18 protein-coding genes are annotated in these 18,171 nt (G+C 73.2%); 11 read left to right on the top strand and 7 right to left on the bottom strand.

Annotated elements, in window-relative coordinates; translation table 11 throughout:
- Positions 1-27: 27 nt before the first annotated feature.
- The 5 genes from AC060L_RS26975 to AC060L_RS26955 all read right to left on the bottom strand — a co-directional run bounded on the left by AC060L_RS26975 (position 28) and on the right by AC060L_RS26955 (position 5,367).
- A complete protein-coding gene (locus tag AC060L_RS26975) occupies positions 28-510 on the bottom strand; it encodes a hypothetical protein (protein WP_483801528.1) in 483 nt (160 codons plus the stop codon).
- A gap of 110 nt (positions 511-620) precedes the next feature.
- On the bottom strand, positions 621-2,465 hold the full coding sequence (ilvD, locus tag AC060L_RS26970; RefSeq protein WP_483801527.1) for a dihydroxy-acid dehydratase: 1,845 nt from the start codon (positions 2,463-2,465) through the stop codon (positions 621-623).
- Between the two features lie 107 nt (positions 2,466-2,572).
- Positions 2,573-3,337, bottom strand: a complete 765-nt coding sequence (locus AC060L_RS26965) for a class I SAM-dependent methyltransferase (protein ID WP_483801526.1) — start codon at positions 3,335-3,337, stop codon at positions 2,573-2,575.
- Between the two features lie 31 nt (positions 3,338-3,368).
- Positions 3,369-4,172: a sugar phosphate isomerase/epimerase family protein gene (locus tag AC060L_RS26960; protein WP_483801604.1), complete on the bottom strand. Its 804-nt coding sequence runs from the start codon at positions 4,170-4,172 to the stop codon at positions 3,369-3,371.
- Positions 4,173-4,434: 262 nt separating this feature from the next.
- Positions 4,435-5,367, bottom strand: coding sequence for a Ppx/GppA family phosphatase (locus tag AC060L_RS26955; protein WP_483801525.1), 933 nt, complete (start codon positions 5,365-5,367; stop codon positions 4,435-4,437).
- A 122-nt stretch (positions 5,368-5,489) separates the two neighbouring features.
- Between AC060L_RS26955 and AC060L_RS26950 the strand changes: the two genes are divergently transcribed.
- A complete protein-coding gene (locus AC060L_RS26950) occupies positions 5,490-6,245 on the top strand; it encodes an alpha/beta fold hydrolase (protein WP_483801524.1) in 756 nt (251 codons plus the stop codon).
- A gap of 52 nt (positions 6,246-6,297) precedes the next feature.
- The gene (locus AC060L_RS26945; protein ID WP_483801523.1) at positions 6,298-7,146 is read left to right on the top strand and encodes a DUF3109 family protein; all 849 of its coding nucleotides are present in this window, start codon (positions 6,298-6,300) and stop codon (positions 7,144-7,146) included.
- A 4-nt stretch (positions 7,147-7,150) separates the two neighbouring features.
- Here the strand turns inward: AC060L_RS26945 and AC060L_RS26940 are convergent, their stop codons facing one another.
- Both AC060L_RS26940 and AC060L_RS26935 read right to left on the bottom strand, forming a co-directional pair.
- Entirely contained in the window at positions 7,151-8,299 is a 1,149-nt protein-coding gene (locus AC060L_RS26940) for an NADH-quinone oxidoreductase subunit D (RefSeq protein WP_483801603.1), read from the bottom strand.
- Between the two features lie 5 nt (positions 8,300-8,304).
- Positions 8,305-9,306 carry an SAM-dependent methyltransferase gene (locus AC060L_RS26935; RefSeq protein ID WP_483801522.1) on the bottom strand — a complete coding sequence of 334 codons (1,002 nt, stop codon included), beginning with the start codon at positions 9,304-9,306 and terminating at the stop codon, positions 8,305-8,307.
- Between the two features lie 94 nt (positions 9,307-9,400).
- Between AC060L_RS26935 and AC060L_RS26930 the strand changes: the two genes are divergently transcribed.
- From AC060L_RS26930 to AC060L_RS26890, 9 genes are all read left to right on the top strand, one after another.
- On the top strand, positions 9,401-10,600 hold the full coding sequence (locus AC060L_RS26930) for a sensor histidine kinase (RefSeq protein WP_483801521.1): 1,200 nt from the start codon (positions 9,401-9,403) through the stop codon (positions 10,598-10,600).
- A gap of 53 nt (positions 10,601-10,653) precedes the next feature.
- On the top strand, positions 10,654-11,355 hold the full coding sequence (locus AC060L_RS26925) for a response regulator (protein ID WP_483801520.1): 702 nt from the start codon (positions 10,654-10,656) through the stop codon (positions 11,353-11,355).
- 86 nt (positions 11,356-11,441) lie between these two features.
- Positions 11,442-12,368, top strand: a complete 927-nt coding sequence (locus AC060L_RS26920) for a Rossmann-like and DUF2520 domain-containing protein (protein ID WP_483801519.1) — start codon at positions 11,442-11,444, stop codon at positions 12,366-12,368.
- Complete coding sequence (panC, locus tag AC060L_RS26915) at positions 12,368-13,264, top strand: pantoate--beta-alanine ligase (RefSeq protein ID WP_483801518.1); 897 nt, start codon at positions 12,368-12,370, stop codon at positions 13,262-13,264. The genes AC060L_RS26920 and panC overlap by 1 nt, the downstream gene beginning before the upstream one ends.
- Before the next feature lie 81 nt (positions 13,265-13,345).
- On the top strand, positions 13,346-13,765 hold the full coding sequence (gene panD / locus AC060L_RS26910) for an aspartate 1-decarboxylase (protein ID WP_483801517.1): 420 nt from the start codon (positions 13,346-13,348) through the stop codon (positions 13,763-13,765).
- 12 nt (positions 13,766-13,777) lie between these two features.
- On the top strand, positions 13,778-15,511 hold the full coding sequence (locus AC060L_RS26905) for an L-aspartate oxidase (protein ID WP_483801516.1): 1,734 nt from the start codon (positions 13,778-13,780) through the stop codon (positions 15,509-15,511).
- 2 nt (positions 15,512-15,513) lie between these two features.
- Positions 15,514-16,479: a carboxylating nicotinate-nucleotide diphosphorylase gene (gene nadC / locus AC060L_RS26900; protein ID WP_483801515.1), complete on the top strand. Its 966-nt coding sequence runs from the start codon at positions 15,514-15,516 to the stop codon at positions 16,477-16,479.
- A gap of 36 nt (positions 16,480-16,515) precedes the next feature.
- Positions 16,516-17,310: a type III pantothenate kinase gene (locus tag AC060L_RS26895; protein ID WP_483801514.1), complete on the top strand. Its 795-nt coding sequence runs from the start codon at positions 16,516-16,518 to the stop codon at positions 17,308-17,310.
- 104 nt (positions 17,311-17,414) lie between these two features.
- A complete protein-coding gene (locus AC060L_RS26890) occupies positions 17,415-18,086 on the top strand; it encodes a hypothetical protein (RefSeq protein ID WP_483801513.1) in 672 nt (223 codons plus the stop codon).
- The last annotated feature ends 85 nt before the right edge of the window (positions 18,087-18,171 follow it).

Raw genomic sequence — 18,171 nt, 5'->3', positions numbered from 1 at the left:
AGCCGACCCGCTCCTGATCAGAGGGGTCTAACCCCGGCGCCGCTTGTCGGGCCGCCCGGTACGCGAGGTCCTGCGCTTCGCGTACCGGGCGCTCGCCTGTTCGTACGCCGCCCGCTTCACCGACTCGCCGGGCGCCTCGACCAGGCTGCGGACGAAGTACGCGCCCGCCGCCCCGACGCAGCCGATCAGCCAGACCGCGCCGAGCGACTTCTCCTCGGCCATCCAGCCCTCCAGCGCGTCCCGCCCCTCGCTGAGCTGCTTCCAGTTGCGCAGCGCCGCCAGGCAGGAGCAGACCGCGATCGCGGCGATCAGCAGGACGTAGACGAAACCGCCGGCCTTGGACATCTGCACCCCGCCGACCGCGAAGCGCAGCACCAGCGCGCCCGCGGCCGTGGCCAGCAGCGCCCCGACGGCCACCGCGACCCTGCGCAACCAGTAGTCGCCGCCGCGGTCCACCCAGCTGGTGCCGAAGAAGCGGATGGGCTCGGGGGAGGGTGCCAGGTCACTCACGCACCCCAGTATCCCCGAGCCCCGCCGGTCACTCCGGTCGGCCCGACCCCGGCCGGCCCGGCTGCGGTCGGCGCGACACGGTCGGCCCGGTCCGGGTAGCGGCCTCAGCCTCAGCCCAGCCGGCTGACGTCGCGCACCGCGCCCTTGTCCGCCGAGGTGGCCATCGCCGCGTACGCCTTCAGCGCCGCGCTGACCGGCCGCTCCCGGTTGGCCGGGCGGTAGCCGGTGCCGGCCTCCAGCTTCAGCCGCCGCTCGTGCAGCTCCTCGAACGAGACCTCCAGCTCGACCTTGCGCCCGGGGATGTCGATCGAGATCACGTCACCGTCCTCGACCAGCGCGATCGTGCCGCCGGACGCCGCCTCCGGCGAGGCGTGCCCGATCGACAGGCCCGAGGTGCCGCCGGAGAACCGGCCGTCGGTGATCAGCGCGCAGGCCTTGCCCAGGCCCCGGCCCTTCAGGAACGAGGTCGGGTAGAGCATCTCCTGCATGCCGGGGCCGCCCTTGGGGCCCTCGTAGCGGATGACCACCACGTCGCCCTCCTTGACGCGCTTGGTCAGGATCGCGTCCACCGCGTCCTCCTGCGACTCCAGCACCACGGCGGGGCCGCTGAACGTCCAGATCGACTCGTCGACACCGGCCGTCTTCACGATGCAGCCGTCCTCGGCCAGGTTCCCGTAGAGCACCGCCAGGCCGCCCTCGACCGAGTAGGCGTGCTCGACGCTGCGGATGCAGCCGCCGGCGGCGTCGGTGTCCAGCGTGTCCCAGCGCTCGGACTGCGAGAAGGCGGTCGCCGAGCGGACGCAGCCGGGGGCGGCGTGGAACAGCTCGACGGCGGTCGGCGAGGGCGAGCCGCCGCGGATGTCCCAGGTCTTCAGCCACTCGGCGAGCGAGTCGCTGTGCACGGAGTGCACGTCCTCGTTCAGCAGCCCGCCGCGGTAGAGCTCGCCGAGGATCGCCGGGATGCCGCCCGCCCGGTGCACGTCCTCCATGTAGTACTTGCCGTTCGGCGCGACCTTGGACAGGCACGGCACCTGGCGCGAGATCGCGTCGATGGCCCGCATGTCGAAGTCCAGCTCGGCCTCCTGCGCCGCGGCGAGCAGGTGCAGGATCGTGTTGGTCGAGCCGCCCATCGCGATGTCCAGCGCCATCGCGTTCTCGAACGCAGCGCGGGTGGCGATGCTGCGCGGCAGCACCGAGTAGTCGTCGCCGTCGTAGTGGCGCTTGGTGATCTCGACGATGGTCCGGCCGGCGTCCTCGTACAGCGCCCGGCGGGCGGTGTGGGTGGCCAGCGTGGAGCCGTTGCCGGGCAGCGCGAGGCCGATCGCCTCGGCCAGGCAGTTCATCGAGTTCGCGGTGAACATGCCCGAACACGAGCCGCAGGTCGGGCAGGCGTTCTCCTCGATGATCGCGATGTCCGCGTCGGAGACGTTCTCGTTGACCGCGTCGGAGATCGCGTTCACCAGGTCGAGCTTGCGCACGGTGCCATCGACCAGCACCGCCTGGCCGGCCTCCATCGGGCCGCCCGAGACGAAGACGGTCGGGATGTTGAGGCGCAGCGCGGCCATCAGCATGCCGGGGGTGATCTTGTCGCAGTTGGAGATGCAGATCAGCGCGTCCGCGCAGTGCGCGCTGACCATGTACTCCACGCTGTCCGCGATCAGGTCGCGCGAGGGCAGCGAGTAGAGCATGCCGTGGTGGCCCATCGCGATGCCGTCGTCCACCGCGATCGTGTTGAACTCGCGGGCGATGCCGCCGGCCGCCTGGATCGCCTCCGAGACGATCCGGCCGACCGGCTGGAGGTGGGTGTGGCCGGGCACGAACTCGGTGAAGGAGTTGGCCACCGCGATGATCGGCTTGCCGAAGTCCTCGCGGGCTACGCCGGCGGCCCGGAGCAGCGCTCGGGCGCCCGCCATGTTGCGACCGTGGGTGACCGTTCGGGACTTCAGCTCGGGCACGGAATTACTCCTATTCCCAGGGGTGGTTAACCACTGAGCCTACGCCTGAGTCCCGCCCGCCGGACGCACCGTCCGCATGCCGGTCAGCCCTTCCAGGCAGCTCCGGCTCACAGCGGCTTGACGGCCACCGTCAGGTCCACCGTGTACGGCTCGACCACCCGGTCGTCGGGGAACAGCCCGCTCAGCCACTCCCGCTCGTCGGCCAGCACCGACTCGCGCAGACCGGGCTCGGCGACCGCGAAGTACGACTTCGAGCGCAGGTCGGTGATCACGTCGTCGACCGTGATGGTGCGCTCCCAGCGCAGCTGGACCTTGGTGACGCCCAGCTCGTACCGGTCCAGTTGCTCGGTGCCCGCGTTCATCACTCCGTAGTAGTGGTAGTCGGGCAGCGCGGCCGCGTGCCGCCGCTCCTGCTCGCCGAGCCAGCCGACCGAGCGGTCCTTGAGGTTCCAGAAGAGCACCAGCGCGCCGCCCGGGCGCAGCACCCGGATCGCCTCGGGGATCGACTTCTCCGGGTCGGTCCAGTGGAAGGCCTGCGCGTAGGTGATCAGGTCGGCGCTCGCGTCGTGGAACGGCAGCTCGTCGCCGACGCCCTTGACCACGGGGATCTCCGGGGTGACGGCGTGCAGCTGGGCGGCCATCCCGTCGCTCGGCTCCACCGCGATCACCCGGGCGCCGCGCTCGCGCAGCAGCCGGGTGGCGATGCCGGTGCCGGCGCCCACGTCCAGCACGTCCGAATCGCGCAGCCGGCGGCCCGACAGGCGCTCGACCTCGTCCAGCAGCTCCGCCGGGTAAGACGGCCTGGCCCGGTCGTACTGCTCCGCCACCGCGCCGAACGAGTTGGCGTGCGCAATGTGCTGAAGGTCCGTCATGCCCTGCCTCCCATGCAGTCGCTCTCCCTGGTCAGCGTACGCGTGAGGGTGTCGCCAGGTGCAGCCGGGTGAAGGCGAGCGCCTCGGCCAGATCGGCCTCGCGCTCGGCGGGCGAGCCGGAGCGCCGGGTGTTGACCTCCAGCACCACGTGCCCGTCGAAGCCGGTGCGGGCGAGCCGCTCCAGCAGTTCGGCGCACGGCTGGTTGCCGCGCCCGGGGATCAGGTGCTCGTCCTTGCCGGAGCCCGAGCCGTCGGCCAGGTGCACGTGGGCCAGCCGCTCACCCATCCGGTCGGCCATCTCGAAGGCGTCGATCCGCGAGGTCGAGACGTGCGAGAGGTCGATGGTGAAGTGCCGGTACTCCTCGTCGGTGACGTCCCAGCCGGGTGCGTAGGCGAGCATCTCGCGGTCCCGGTAGCGCCACGGGTACATGTTCTCCACCGCGAACCGGACCGCCGTCTCGCCCGCCATCCGGTCGATGCCCCGGACGAACTCGCGGGCGTACTGCCGCTGCCAGCGGAACGGCGGGTGCACCACCACGGTGTCGGCGCCGAGCGTCTCGGCGGCGGCCCGGGCCCGCTTCAGCTTGGTCCACGGGTCGGTGCTCCAGACCCGCTGGGTGATCAGCAGGCAGGGCGCGTGCACGGCGAGGATCGGCAGCTGGTGCTTGTCGGCGAGCGCGCGCAGCGCGTCCAGGTCCTGGCTGACCGGGTCGTTCCAGACCATCACCTCCACGCCGTCGTAGCCGAGCTTGGCGGCGAGTTCGAAGGCGACGGCGGTGTTGTCGGGGTAGACCGAGGCGGTGGACAGCGCGATCTTGGTGTCCGGGATGTGCAGCCCGGGGTGGGGCGGCAGCACCAGCCGGTCGGTGGTGCGCAGCAGCGGGGGCCGGTGTGCGACCCGCTTGCGGGCCCGCACCGGGCGTGGCGGACGGGCTGCGCCGGCTCCGCCCATCCGCGCGGCGCGCCGGCGCCGCGGGCGATCGCCGGGCTGCTGCGGGTCGTCCGGGTCCTCGTCCTCCACGGGAAACAGGGTAGACGGGTGGACCGCCCGGCGGGGTTCGCCGGGCGGTCCACCCCAGCTCTCAGTCGGACAGGGCCTAATGCCCGTCCATGCCGTCCAGCCGGCGCAGGATGATGCCCTCGCGCAGTGCCCAGGGACAGATGTCGAGCTCTTCCAGGCCGAACAGGTCCATCGCGCCGTCCGCCACCAGTGCGCCGGCCAGCAGCTGTCTGGCCCGCCCCTCGGAGACGCCGGGGATCCGCGCCCGCTCGGCCGTCGTCATCGCGGCCAGCCGCGGCACCCAGGCGGCCAACCCGCTGCGGGTGAGCTTGCGCGGCACCCGCAGGCCCGCCTCGGCGGGCGCGGCACCGGTCATCCGGGCCAGCTGCTTGAAGGTCTTGGAGGTCGCGACCGCGTGGTCGGGCGGGCCGAGTCTGGCCACCTCGCCGACCACGGTGCCGATCTCGGCCCGGATGTGCCGGCGCAGCTCGCGCACCGCCTCCGGATCCGGCAGGTCGTCGGCCAGCCAGGCCGCGGTCAGCCGGCCGGCGCCCAGCGGCAGCGAGAACGCGGCGTCCGGCTGCTCGTCGATGCCGCAGGCGATCTCCAGCGAGCCGCCGCCGATGTCCAGGTCCAGCAGCCGCCCGGAGGACCAGCCGAACCAGCGGCGCACGGCCAGGAAGGTCAGCCGGGCCTCGTCCTGGCCCGAGAGCACCTGCAACTCGACGCCGGTCTCGTCCTGCACCCGCTTCAGCACGGCCTCGCCGTTCGCCGCCTCGCGGACCGCCGACGTGGCGAACGGCAGCAGGTCCACCACGCCCTTGTCCTCGGCCACGCGCAGTGAGGACGCCACATGGGCGATCAGCCGTGCCACACCGTCCTCGCTGATCGCACCCTGCCCGTCCAGCAGCTCGGCCAGCCGGAGCTCGGCCTTGTGCGAGTAAGCGGGCAGCGGTGCGGCACCGGGGTGGGCGTCCACTACCAGGAAGTGGACGGTGTTGGAACCTACGTCGAGCACACCGAGTCGCATAATTCACCACGCTACGCCACGCCACCTGCCCAAAGCCCGTCTGTTCGATTGCGGAGGCCCCCGGGGTCACGGCAGCCTGCTCCCTGACAGACCATCACCGGCCTTTCAGGGAAGCAGGGAAGATGACGATCAGTCACCGCCAGGTGGGCTCCGGCGACCACAAGGTGATCGTGCTGCACGACTGGTTCGGCACCGCAGCGGGCTGGGGGCCGTTCCTCGACTACCTGGACCGGGCCGCCTTCGGCTACGCGTTCATGGACTACCGCGGCTACGGCGACCGGGCCGAGGTGCCCGGCGACTACACGCTCGCCGAGATCGCCGGGGACGTGCTCGCGCTGGCCGACGAGCTGGGCTGGCAGAGCTTCTCGCTGGTCGGCCACTCGATGGGCGGCAAGGCGGCCCAGCGGGTGCTCGCCGAGGCCCCGCACCGGGTGCGCAAGCTGGTCGGGATCTGCCCGGTGCCGGCCACCGACTACCCGCTGGAGGGCGAGGCGTACGAGCTGTTCCACGGCGCCGCGACCCGCTTCGACTACCGCCGTACGATCCTCGACCTGGTCACCGGGCACCGGGCGAACGCGATCTGGCTGGACCGGATGAGCGCCCGCTCCAGCGCCACCTCCCGGGTCGACGCGTTCGCCGCCTATCTCACCGACTGGTCCACCCAGGACTTCGCGGCCAAGGTGGCCGGCGCCGAGCTGCCGGTCAAGGTCTTCGTCGGCGAGCACGATCTGGCGCTCACCGCCGAGGTGATGCGCGCCACCTTCCTGACCCACTACCCGCAGGCCGAGCTGGAGGTGCTGCCCGCCACCGGCCACTACCCGATGTACGAGATCCCGGTGGCCTTCGCGACCGCGCTGGAGTCGTTCCTGGCGCGCTGACCGCCAGCTCCGTCACAACGAGTGGCCGCCCGGCTTGCCATACCCTTGCCGGGTGGCCGCCATCGACATCCCCGCCCCGAAGTTCAAGAAGCCCGAGATCCAGCCCGAGGTCGGGCTGGACTTCCCGCGCGCCTGGGTCGAGTTCGCCGACCCCGCCGACGACGAGCAGGTCTTCCGCTGCGACCTGACCTGGCTGACCTCCCGCTGGAGCTGCATCTTCGGCCAGGGCTGCCACGGCATCCGCCCGGGCCGCGGCGACTCCGACGGCTGCTGCACGCTCGGCGCGCACTACTCGGACGAGGACGACGAGCAGCGGGTCGCCGGGCACGCCGCCCGGCTGACCCCGGAAACCTGGCAGCTGCACCCCGAGGGCACCGACAAGAAGGGCCGGCTCAAGCTCGACGGCGGCATGACGATGCTGGACGAGGACGGCGACCGGCAGACCCGCCGGGTCGACGGCGCCTGCATCTTCCTCAACCGCCCCGGCTTCGCGGGCGGCGAGGGCTGCGCGCTGCACACGCTCGCCGTCAAGGAGGGCAAGGAGCCGCTGGAGACCAAGCCGGACGTCTGCTGGCAGCTGCCGATCCGCCGCACCTACGACTGGATCGACCGCCCCGACGACACCCGCTACCTCCAGGTCACGATCGGCGAGTACGACCGGCGCGGCTGGGGCCCGGGCGGCCATGACCTGCACTGGTGGTGCACCAGCAGCCCGGAGGCGCACCAGGGCGCCGAGCCGGTCTACGTCAGCTACCGCCCCGAGCTCACCGAGCTGATGGGCGCCGAGGCGTACGCGGTGCTGGTCGGGCTCTGCGAGCAGCGGATCGCGGCCAAGGGCGACCGGAAGCTGGCACCCCACCCGGCCGACCCGAAGCGCCCGAAGAAGTCCGACAAGAAGTAGCCCTCTACTTGTCGATGTCCCCGACCACGAAGAACATCGACCCGAGGATCGCGACCATGTCCGCCACCAGCGTGCCGGGCAGCAGCTCGATCAGCGCCTGGATGTTGTTGAAGGACGCCGAGCGCAGCTTGAGCCGCCACGGCGTCTTGTCGCCGCGCGAGACCAGGTAGTAGCCGTTGATCCCGAGCGGGTTCTCGGTCCACGCGTAGGTCTCGCCCTCGGGTGCCTTGAGCACCTTGGGCAGCCGCAGGTTCACCGGTCCGGCGGGCAGGCCGGCCAGCCGGTCCAGGCAGGCGTCGGCCAGGTCGAGCGCGTTGACGGTCTGCTCCAGCAGGCACTCGAAGCGGGCCAGACAGTCGCCCTCCTCCCGGATCGCGACGCTGAGCACGTCCTGCAGCTCGCCGTACGCGAGGTAAGGCTCGTCGCGGCGCAGGTCGAAGTCGACGCCGCTGGCCCGGGCGATCGGGCCGCTGACGCCGTACGCGCGCACGTGCTCCGGGGAGAGCACGCCGACGCCGGCGGTGCGGGCCCGGAAGATCTCGTTGCCGAGCACCAGGTTCTCGTAGACCGGCAGCTGGCCGCGGACGGTGGCGACCGCGGCCCGGACCCGGCCCAGCCAGCCGGCCGGCAGGTCCTCCTTGAGGCCGCCGACCCTGTTGAACATGTAGTGCATCCGCCCGCCGCTGGCCTCCTCCAGCACGTGCTGGAGCTCCTCGCGGCTGGTGAAGGCGTGGAAGACCGGGGTGATGCCGCCCAGCTCCAGCGGGTAGGAGCCGAGGAACATCAGGTGGTTGAGCACCCGGTTCAGCTCGGCGAGCAGCGTGCGGATCCAGACCGCGCGCTCGGGGACCTCCATGCCGAGCATCCGCTCGACCGCGAGCACCACGCCCAGCTCGTTGGAGAAGGCGGAGAGCCAGTCGTGCCGGTTGGCCAGCATGATGATCTGCCGGTAGTCCCGGGCCTCGAAGAGCTTCTCGGCGCCGCGGTGCATGTAGCCGATCACCGGCTCGGCGGAGACGATCCGCTCACCGTCCAGCACCAGCTTGAGGCGGAGCACGCCGTGGGTGGCCGGGTGCTGCGGGCCGATGTTCAGCACCATGTCGGTCGCGGTGTTCTCGACACCCGCGCCGATCCCGACAGTGGTCTCCCTCAGAGCGCTCATGCTTCCAGAGTCTGCCATCCCACCAGCCCCGCGAGGCTTGCCGGTACCGGCATCCGGACGGCCTGGAGCAGCCAGCCGAAGCCGCCGAGCCCGGCGGTGGAGGTCAGCTCGGCCGCCTCGCCGGCCGCCGCCAGCGCCTTGACGTACCCCGCCGGGTCGCTGGAGGCCAGCGCGAGCGGCGGCCGCGAGCCGTCCACGCCGAGTGCCCGCAGGGCGTCGCGCTGCGTTGTCCACAGGCTGTGGACAACCGGGCACCCGATCCGGGCCACCGCGTCGAGCGCGACGTGCGCCGTCAGGTCGCAGCCGCCGTCCGGCACGGGCGCGACCTCGCGGCCGCCCCGGAACCCGGTGAGCGTGCCGAAGAGCGGGCGGTCGGCCCGCCGGTGCGCGTAGTCCACCGCGACCGCGAGCCCGCGATCCAGCGCGCCGACCGCCGCCGCCCAGGCCGCGTCGCGCGGCCCGCCCAGCTCGATCCGCTCTCCAGCGGGCCACCAGCGCTCGGCCCAGGCGGCGTCCTCGGCGGTCAGCTCGTCGCCGAGCCGCTCCTCGCCCGTCTCGGCGACCTCGACGTAGCGCAGCACGCCGTCCCCGTCCCGCTCCGCGAGGTCCAGCGGCACGTTGTCGAGCCACTCGTTCGCGAACAGCAGCCCGACCGCGCCCTGCGGCACCCGGTCGGTCCAGCGCACCCCGGGCGCCAGCCCGTCCGGCCGGGCGGCCAGCTCCACGCCGTACGCCGTGAGCCGGCCGGGCAGCAGGTGGGCCAGCGCGCCGACCAGCTCGCCGCGCCCGGCCCCGACGTCGATCAGTGCGATCTCGGCCGGGTGACCGAGCGCCGCGTCCACCTCCAGCAGGAGCCGGCCGACCGCCGACGCGTACTGGGCGGAGGCGTGCACCGAGGTCCGGAAGTGCCCGGCCGGCCCCTCCGGGCTGCGGTAGAAGCCGTCCGGCTCCCCGTAGAGGGCCCGTTCCATGGCGGGGCGCCAGCGCATCCAGGTCATGCCCGCGACGCTACCCGGCTCCGACCTGCGGACGAGACCGGGATCGCCCTCACGGCGGACGGGAAGAGGGCATTCCGCTGCCTAGGCTGGTCATGTGCATCGACTCAACGCCTGGCTGCGACGCCATCCCATGGTGGTCGATGGCGCCTGGGCGTCCATCGTGCTCTTCATCGCGCTCGTTTCCACCATCAATTCCGAGGGCTGGCAGCGGAGCGCCTACTACGCCGTCTCGGCGCTGGTCTTCGGGCTGATGCTGGTCCGCCGCCGCTGGCCGAACGCGACCGTGGTGGCCGCGCTGGCGCTGGGTCTGGCCCAGGCCGGGCTGCAGATCAACCCGGACGGGTCCTCGATCGGCTACCTGGTCTTCTGCTACACCGGCGCCGCCTTCGGCACCGCGTGGATCTCCCGCTTCGCGCTGGCCGGCGGCCTGCTCGCCGGGCCGCTCACCGTCCACATCTTCGACAAGAGCGCGGACGGCGCTCCCGGCCACGGCTTCATGTGGCAGGCCTTCGTCGCCACGCTGCTCTCCACGCCGTTCGTGCTCTGCTGGGCCTGGGGCCGGCTGACCCGGGTCCGCCGGGCCTACCTGACCGAGCTGGAGGACCGCGCCGAGCGGCTGGAGCGCGAGCGGGACGCCCAGGCCAAGGTCGCGGTGGCCGCCGAGCGCGCCCGGATCGCCCGCGAGCTGCACGACGTGGTCGCGCACAACGTCTCGGTGATGATCGTGCAGGCCGACGGCGCCGCCTACGTGATGGACAACTCGCCGCAGCAGGCCAAGGAGGCGCTCGGCACCATCGCCGCCACCGGCCGGCAGGCGCTGGTCGAGATGCGCCGGCTGCTCGGCGTGCTGCGCACCGCGGACACCGCCGAGGAGTACGTGCCGCAGCCCAGCGTCGAGGAGCTGCCCGAGCTGCTGGAGCAGGTCCGCACGGCCGGCCTGCCGGTCGAGTTCTCCACCTCCGGCGAGCCGCGCGAGCTGCCGCGCGGCGTGGAGCTGACGGTCTACCGGATCGTCCAGGAGGCGCTCACCAACGTCCGCAAGCACGGCGGCCCGAACGTCAGCGCGAAGGTCGCGGTCGACTTCGGCGACCGCGACCTCAACGTGCTGATCGAGGACGACGGCCGCGGCAGCACCGACGAGCAACTGGCCCGCGGCGGCACCGACGGCCAGGGCCACGGCCTGATCGGCATGCGCGAGCGGATCGGCATGGTCAGCGGCAGTCTGGACGCCGGCCCGCGCCCCGGCGGCGGTTTCCGGATCCGCGCCGTCCTCCCCCTCAAGACCGCCAAGTGACCCGCTCGGTACGTGACCCGCTACCCGGCAACCCGCTAAGGAGCACCCTTCCCGTGACAATCCGCGTGATGCTCGTCGATGACCAGGAGCTGCTCCGCACCGGCTTCCGGATGGTCCTGCAGTCCCAGGGCGACATCGAGATCGCCGCCGAGGCCGGCGACGGCGCGCAGGCGCTGGAGGTGCTGCGCGGCGTCGACGTGGACGCCCCGATCGACGTGGTCCTGATGGACGTCCGGATGCCGCGCCTGGACGGCGTGCAGGCCACCCGGCGGATCTGCCTGGACGCCGACGGAGAGCCGCTGCCCGGCGCGCCCAAGGTGCTCATCCTGACCACCTTCGACCTCGACGAGTACGCGTTCGCCGCGCTCAAGGCCGGGGCCAGCGGCTTCCTGCTCAAGGACGTGCCGCCGACCGAGCTGGTCGCCGCGATCCGCTCGGTGCACGCCGGGGACGCCGTGGTCGCGCCGACCACCACCCGGCGGATGATCGACCGCTTCGCCGAGGTGCTGCCGCTGCCCCAGTCGCCGAGCGGCCCGCCGGCGCTGGAGCCGCTGACCGAGCGCGAGAGGGAGGTCTTCCTGCTGGTCGCGCAGGGCCTGTCGAACGGCGAGATCGCCGGTGGCCTCGGGCTCTCCGAGGCGACCGTGAAGACCCACGTCGGGCGCATCCTGGCCAAGCTGCGGCTGCGCGACCGGGTGCAGGCCGTGGTGCTCGCCTACGAGGCCGGCCTGCTCCGCGCGGGCAGTCACAGCTAGGGCCTCTCGGGGCCGGGGCCTGCCGGTCGGGGCCGTAGGATGGCACAGACCGTCTGGTACCCGCAGAGGACTGGAACGCACCTCACGTGAACGCCTCCGAACTGTTCGGCCTCCCCGACCCGGCCGACCCCGCCGACCGCCCGGCGCGGCTCACCGTAGGCGTGGTGGGCACCGGCCGGGTCGGCCCGGCCCTCGGCGCCGCGCTCCAGCTGGCCGGCCACCGGGTGGTCGCCGCCTCCGGGGTCTCCGCCACCTCCCGCCGCCGGGCCGAGGCGCTGCTGCCCGGGGTCCGGCTGGTGACGCCGCCGCAGGTGCTGGCCGCCGCCGACCTGGTGCTGCTGACCGTGCCGGACGACGCGCTCGCCGACCTGGTGGCCGGCCTCGCCGCCACCGGCTCGATCCGCCCCGGCCAGCTGCTCGTGCACACCTCGGGCGCGCACGGCGTCGGGATCCTGGAGCCGGCCACCCGGGCCGGCGCGCTGCCGCTCGCGCTGCACCCGGCGATGACGTTCACCGGCACCTCGGTCGACCTGGCCCGGCTCGCCGGCTGCCCGTTCGGGGTGACCGCGCCCGAGGAGCTGCGGCCGGTCGCCGAGGCGCTGGTGGTGGAGATGGGCGGCGAGCCCGAGTGGGTGCCCGAAGAGGTCCGCCCGCTCTACCACACGGCCCTCGCGCACGGCGCGAACCACCTGGTCACGCTCGTCGCGCAGGCCATGGAGCTGCTCACCACGGCCGGCGTGGCCGAGCCGGGCCGGCTGCTCGGGCCGCTGCTCGGCGCCGCGCTCGACAACGCACTGCGCTCCGGCGACGCCGCGCTGACCGGCCCGGTCGCCCGCGGCGACACGGGCACGGTGCGCCGGCACCTGCTACAGCTCAGTACGGTGTCCCCGGACATCCCGGCGGCCTACCGCGCGATGGCCCGGGCCACCGCCCAGCGGGCCGTGGCCGGCGGGACGCTGAAGGAAGAAGCGGCGGCCTCGCTGCTGGACGTACTCAACGAGGAGAGCATCTGATGGCCCGCCCGAAGCCCGCCGCCAAGGCGCCCAAGGTCCGCAAGACGGCCCTGACCCACACCGTCGCCGACTTCGAGGCCGCGTTCTGGCCGGACGAGCAGCCCGTCGACAACGCCGTCGTGATGACCATGGGCGCGCTGCACGAGGGCCACGCCGGCCTGATCCGGGCGGCCCGCAAGGAGGTCGGCCCGGACGGCCGGGTCGCGGTGACGGTCTTCGTCAACCCGCTGCAGTTCGGCGAAGGCGAGGACCTGGACCGGTACCCGCGCACGCTGGCCGCCGACGTCCGGCTCGCCGAGGAGTTCGGCGCCGACGTCGTCTTCGCGCCGCTGCCGGAGGAGGTCTACCCGAACGGCGCCCCGCAGGTGCGCCTGAGCGCCGGCCCGATGGGCGAGCGCTTCGAGGGGGCCAGCCGTCCCGGGCACTTCGACGGCGTGCTGACCGTGGTCGCCAAGCTGCTGCACATCACCGACCCGGACTTCGCGTTCTTCGGCGAGAAGGACGCCCAGCAGCTGGCGATCATCCAGCGGATGGTGGCCGACCTGGACTTCGACGTCGAGGTGGTCGGCGTGCCGACCGTGCGCGAGGCGGACGGTCTGGCGCTCTCCTCGCGCAACCGCTTCCTGTCCGAGCAGGAGCGCGAGCAGGCGCTGGCGCTCTCCCGGGCGCTGTTCGCCGGCCGCGACGCCGGCGCGCAGGGCCCGCAGGCGATCCGCGAGGCGGCCGCCAAGGTCCTCGACGGCGCCGACGGCGTCGAGCTCGACTACCTGGCGCTGATCGACCCGCACGACTTCGTCGAGGCGCCCGACGATTTCCAGGGCGAGGCGGTGCTGGCGGTCGCGGCCCGGGTAGGGTCCACCCGGCTGATCGACAACGTGCGCCTGATCGTCAGGTAGTCGCGCCCCGATCAGTCTGTCCCCCAGGCATGCACTCTCCCCCAGCCTTCGGCCGGGGGGACCCCCAAGGAGGCGTGACCCATGCTCCGCACCATGTTCAAGTCCAAGATCCACCGCGCCACCGTCACCCAGGCCGACCTGCACTACGTCGGCTCGGTCACGGTGGACCAGGACCTGCTCGACGCGGCCGACATCCTGCCCGGCGAGCTGGTCCACATCGTCGACATCAACAACGGCGCCCGGCTGGAGACGTACACGATCTCCGGCCCGCGCGGCACCGGCGTCATAGGCATCAACGGCGCGGCCGCCCGGCTGGTCCACCCCGGCGACCTGGTGATCCTGATCGCCTACGGGCAGATGGACACCGCCGAGGCCAAGGCCTACCAGCCCAAGGTGGTCTTCGTGGACGCCGAGAACCGGATCACCGGCACCGGCGCCGACCCGGCCGAGGCACTGCCCGGCACGGACACCCTGCGCGGCGACGCCGTCCACACCCGCTAGGAGACAGCTGCGATGCCCGTGACCCACCGTCTCACCGCTCCCGCCCCGGGCTGGACCGCGACCACGGACGTCGTCGTGGTCGGTTCCGGCGTGGCCGGGCTGACCACCGCGCTCGGCCTGCGCCAGGCCGGTCTGACGGTGACGGTGGTCACCAAGGCGGTGCTGGACGAGGGCTCGACCCGCTGGGCCCAGGGCGGCGTCGCGGCCGCCCTGGGCGAGGGCGACACCCCCGAGCAGCACCTGGCCGACACGCTGGTGGCCGGCGTCGGGCTCTGCGACGAGGACGCCGTGCGCGCCCTGGTCACCGACGGCCCGGACGCGGTGCGCCACCTGATCGCTGCCGGCGCCGCCTTCGACCGCGGCCCGGACGGCGACATCCTGCTGACCCGCGAGGGCGGCCACCACCGCGACCGGATCGTGCACGCGGGCGGCGACGCGACCGGCGCCGAGATATCGCGCGCCCTGGTCGCCGCGGTGCGTGCCGACCATGGCCTCGAACTCATCGAGCACGCCCTGGTGCTCGACCTGCTCAAGGACGCCGACGGCCACGCGGCCGGCCTGACCCTGCACGTGATGGGCGAGGGCCGGCGCGACGGCGTCGGCGCGATCCGGGCCAGGGCCGTGGTGCTCGCCACCGGCGGCATGGGCCAGGTCTTCTCCGCCACCACCAACCCGGCGGTCTCCACCGGCGACGGCGTGGCGCTCGCGCTGCGGGCCGGCGCGGAGGTGACCGACCTGGAGTTCGTCCAGTTCCACCCGACCGTGCTCTGGCTCGGCTCCGAGGCCGAGGGCCAGCAGCCGCTGGTCTCCGAGGCGGTCCGCGGCGAGGGCGCCCACCTGGTGGACGCCGCCGGCACCCGCTTCATGGTCGGGCAGCACGAGCTGAACGAGCTGGCCCCGCGCGACATCGTGGCCAAGGCGATCACCCGGCAGATGCAGCTCCAGGGCGCGCAGCACATGTACCTGGACGGCCGGCACTTCGGCGCCGAGATGTGGCGCACCCGGTTCCCGACCATCCTGGCCTTCTGCCTCGCGCACGGCATCGACCCGGCGACCGACCTGATCCCGGTCGCCCCGGCCGCGCACTACGCCTCCGGCGGCGTCCGCACCGACCTGCACGGCCGTACCTCGGTGCCCGGCCTGTACGCCTGCGGCGAGGTGGCCTGCACCGGTGTGCACGGCGCGAACCGGCTGGCCTCCAACTCGCTGCTGGAGGGCCTGGTCTTCGCCGAGCGGATCACCGCCGACCTGGCCGCCCGGCACGCGGCCGGCGAACTGCCCGAGCGCTCCGTGGACGTGCCCGCCGCGAAGGCCGCCGTCGCGGTCCCGCTGCCGGCCCCCGAGGCGCGGGCCGAGATCCAGCGGCTGATGTCGAGCGGTGCGGGCGTGCTGCGCTCGGCCGCCAGCATGGCCGCCACCGCCGAGGGCCTGGCCGCGCTGGAGCGGGACGCCGCCGCGGCGGCCGGCGAGAAGCCCGCCGACCCCCGGGTGGAGACCTGGGAGGCCGCGAACCTGCTGCTGGTCGGGACCGCCCTGGTGACCGCGGCGGCCCGCCGCGAGGAGACCCGCGGCTGCCACTGGCGCGAGGACTTCCCCGAGCGGGACGACGCGCACTGGCGCCGGCACCTGATCACCACCCTCGACGACGAGGGCGCCCTGACATCGCACACCCTGACCGCCCGCCCCACCGACATCCACGCCGTCGACACCAACGCCGCCGACGGTCGCACTGCCGAGGAGAACTGACGATGAGCCACACCCACGACGAGCTCCCGATGGCCGACGCCGGCTGCGGCGACGGCTGCGCCTGCGACGGCGGCGAGGGCTACGAGACCGGCCTGGACCCGGCGCTCGCCGAGCTGCTGGAGGAGGCCGGCCTCGACCCGGTCGAGGTCGAGGACATCGCCACCCTCGCGCTGGCCGAGGACCTGGCCGGCGGCGAGGACGTCACCTCGGTCGCCACCGTGCCAGCCGACGCCGTCGCGACCGCCGACTTCACCGCCCGCGAGGCCGGCACGGTGGCCGGCCTGCGGATCGCCGAGGCCGTGGTCTCGCTGATCTGCGAAGAGGAGTTCGAGGTCGAGCGGCACGTGCAGGACGGCGACCAGGTCGAGGCCGGCCAGGTGCTGCTCTCGGTGCGCAGCCGCACCCGCGACCTGCTGACCGCCGAGCGCAGCGCGCTCAACCTGCTCTGCCACCTGTCCGGCATCGCGACCGCCACCCGCCGCTGGTCGGACGCGCTGGCGGGCACCGGCGCGGCGGTGCGCGACACCCGCAAGACCCACCCGGGCCTGCGCTCGCTGCAGAAGTACGCGGTGCGCTGCGGCGGCGGCGTGAACCACCGGATGTCGCTCTCCGACGCCGCGCTGATCAAGGACAACCACGTGGTCGCCGCGGGCGGCGTGGCCGAGGCGTTCCGCGCCGTCCGGGCCGCCTACCCCGAGCTGCCGGTCGAGGTCGAGGTCGACCACCTGGAGCAGATCGCGCCGGTGCTGGAGGCGGGCGCCGACCTGATCCTGCTGGACAACTTCACCGTCGAGCAGCTCAAGGAGGCCGTCCGGCTTGTCGCCGGGCGGGCGAAGCTGGAGGCCTCCGGCGGCCTGACCCTGGCCACCGCGCGCGAGGTCGCCGAGACTGGTGTCGACTACCTGGCGGTCGGCGCGCTCACCCACTCCGCGCCGGTCCTGGACATCGGTCTGGACCTGCGGCCGTAGTCCCCTGCCCCGAACTCACTACTGAAAGTGGGGCCCATGCTCCTCACCATCGACGTCGGCAACACCCAGACCACGCTCGGCCTGTTCGACGGCGAGGAGATCGTCGAGCACTGGCGGATCTCCACCGACCCGCGGCGCACCGCCGACGAGCTCGCGGTGCTGATGAGCGGGCTGATGGGACACCGGGCCGGTGGTCCGGGCGCCGAGCAGGTGGACGGGCTGGCGATCTGCTCCTCGGTGCCGGCCGTGCTGCACGAGCTCCGCGAGGTGACCCGCCGTTACTACGGCGACGTCCCCGCGGTGCTCGTGGCACCCGGCGTGAAGACCGGCGTGCACGTCCTGATGGACAACCCGAAGGAGGTCGGCGCCGACCGCATCATCAACGCGCTGGCCGCCAATCACCTGTACGGCGGTCCGTGCATCGTGGTCGACTTCGGCACCGCGACCACCTTCGACGCGGTCAACGAGCGCGGTGACTACGTCGGCGGCGCGATCGCCCCCGGCATCGAGATCTCGGTCGACGCGCTCGGCGTGCGCGGCGCCCAGCTGAAGAAGATCGAGCTGGCCCGGCCGCGCAACGTGATCGGCAAGAACACCGTGGAGGGCATGCAGTCCGGCATCGTCTACGGCTTCGCCGGCCAGGTGGACGGGCTGGTCACCCGGATGGCGAAGGAGCTCTCGCCGAAGGACCCGGAGGACGTCCAGGTGATCGCGACCGGTGGGCTGGCCCCGCTGGTGCTCGGCGAGGCGAGCACCATCGACGTGCACGAGCCGTGGCTGACGCTGATCGGCCTGCGGCTGGTCTACGAGCGGAACAAGACGCCCAGCTAGTCCTACTAGTCCTTCCGGGTTGCGCCGACGCGAGGCTTCCGACAAATCGGATATTCCTCACGTAGTGTCAACTTATGCCTACGCCACACGGATCCCGCGGCGGCATGGCCTTCAGCAGCGACGAAGTGCGCGTGCTGCGCCGTGCCCTCGCCCACGCCCTGCACCCTGCCGTCCCCGCCCAGTTGCCCTGCGGCGCCGACCTGTGGGCGGAGGACGTCCAGGAGGCGCTGCGGCTGGCCGAGGCCATCGACGAGGCCGCCCAGGAGGGCGGCCGGCTGCGCAGTTTCCTCCTCGCCGAGCTGGTCCGCTACCGCGACGCGCTACCCGGCACCGCCGGCGGCTACCTGGAACGCTTGGAGGAGGCCGTCGCCGACGGCTACCTCCCGTCCCCCGACGACCTCGGCGCGCTGCGCGCCCTGACCCGCCAGCCCTGCGGCTCCACCGAACGTTCGCGCCGCTCCCGACTGGCCGGCCGCTGCCACGCACTCGCCGAGACCGCGGTCCGCGAACGCCTCGCCCGCTCCGCGGCCGCCGCCCTCCCCCGCCCGGCCGCCGAGCCGGTCCCGGCCCCCGCGCGCCACCTGGCCGCCGTCCCCAGCCCCCTCACCGACCGAGCCGGAGGACCGATCCCGATGAGCACCGACCCCCGCCAGAACGCCACCAGCGCGCCCCCGAGCCGCATCCCCACCCCGGCCGAACTCTTCGCCCGCCGCCCGGCCCCGGTGATCCTGGAACCCCAGGAGGACGAAGAGGAGCTGGCCACCGGAACGGGGTGAGTCGGCATCAGATCCACGCAGGCGCTGTGGGGGGCTGGGGGGTGGGGGGGGGGAGAGGAGGGCGTTGTTGGTTGTCTTGGCACTT

Source organism: Kitasatospora sp. NEAU-69 (assembly GCF_057158765.1).
The sequence above is the reverse complement of the archived record's forward strand: the minus strand, read 5'-3'. Positions and strand labels throughout refer to the sequence as shown.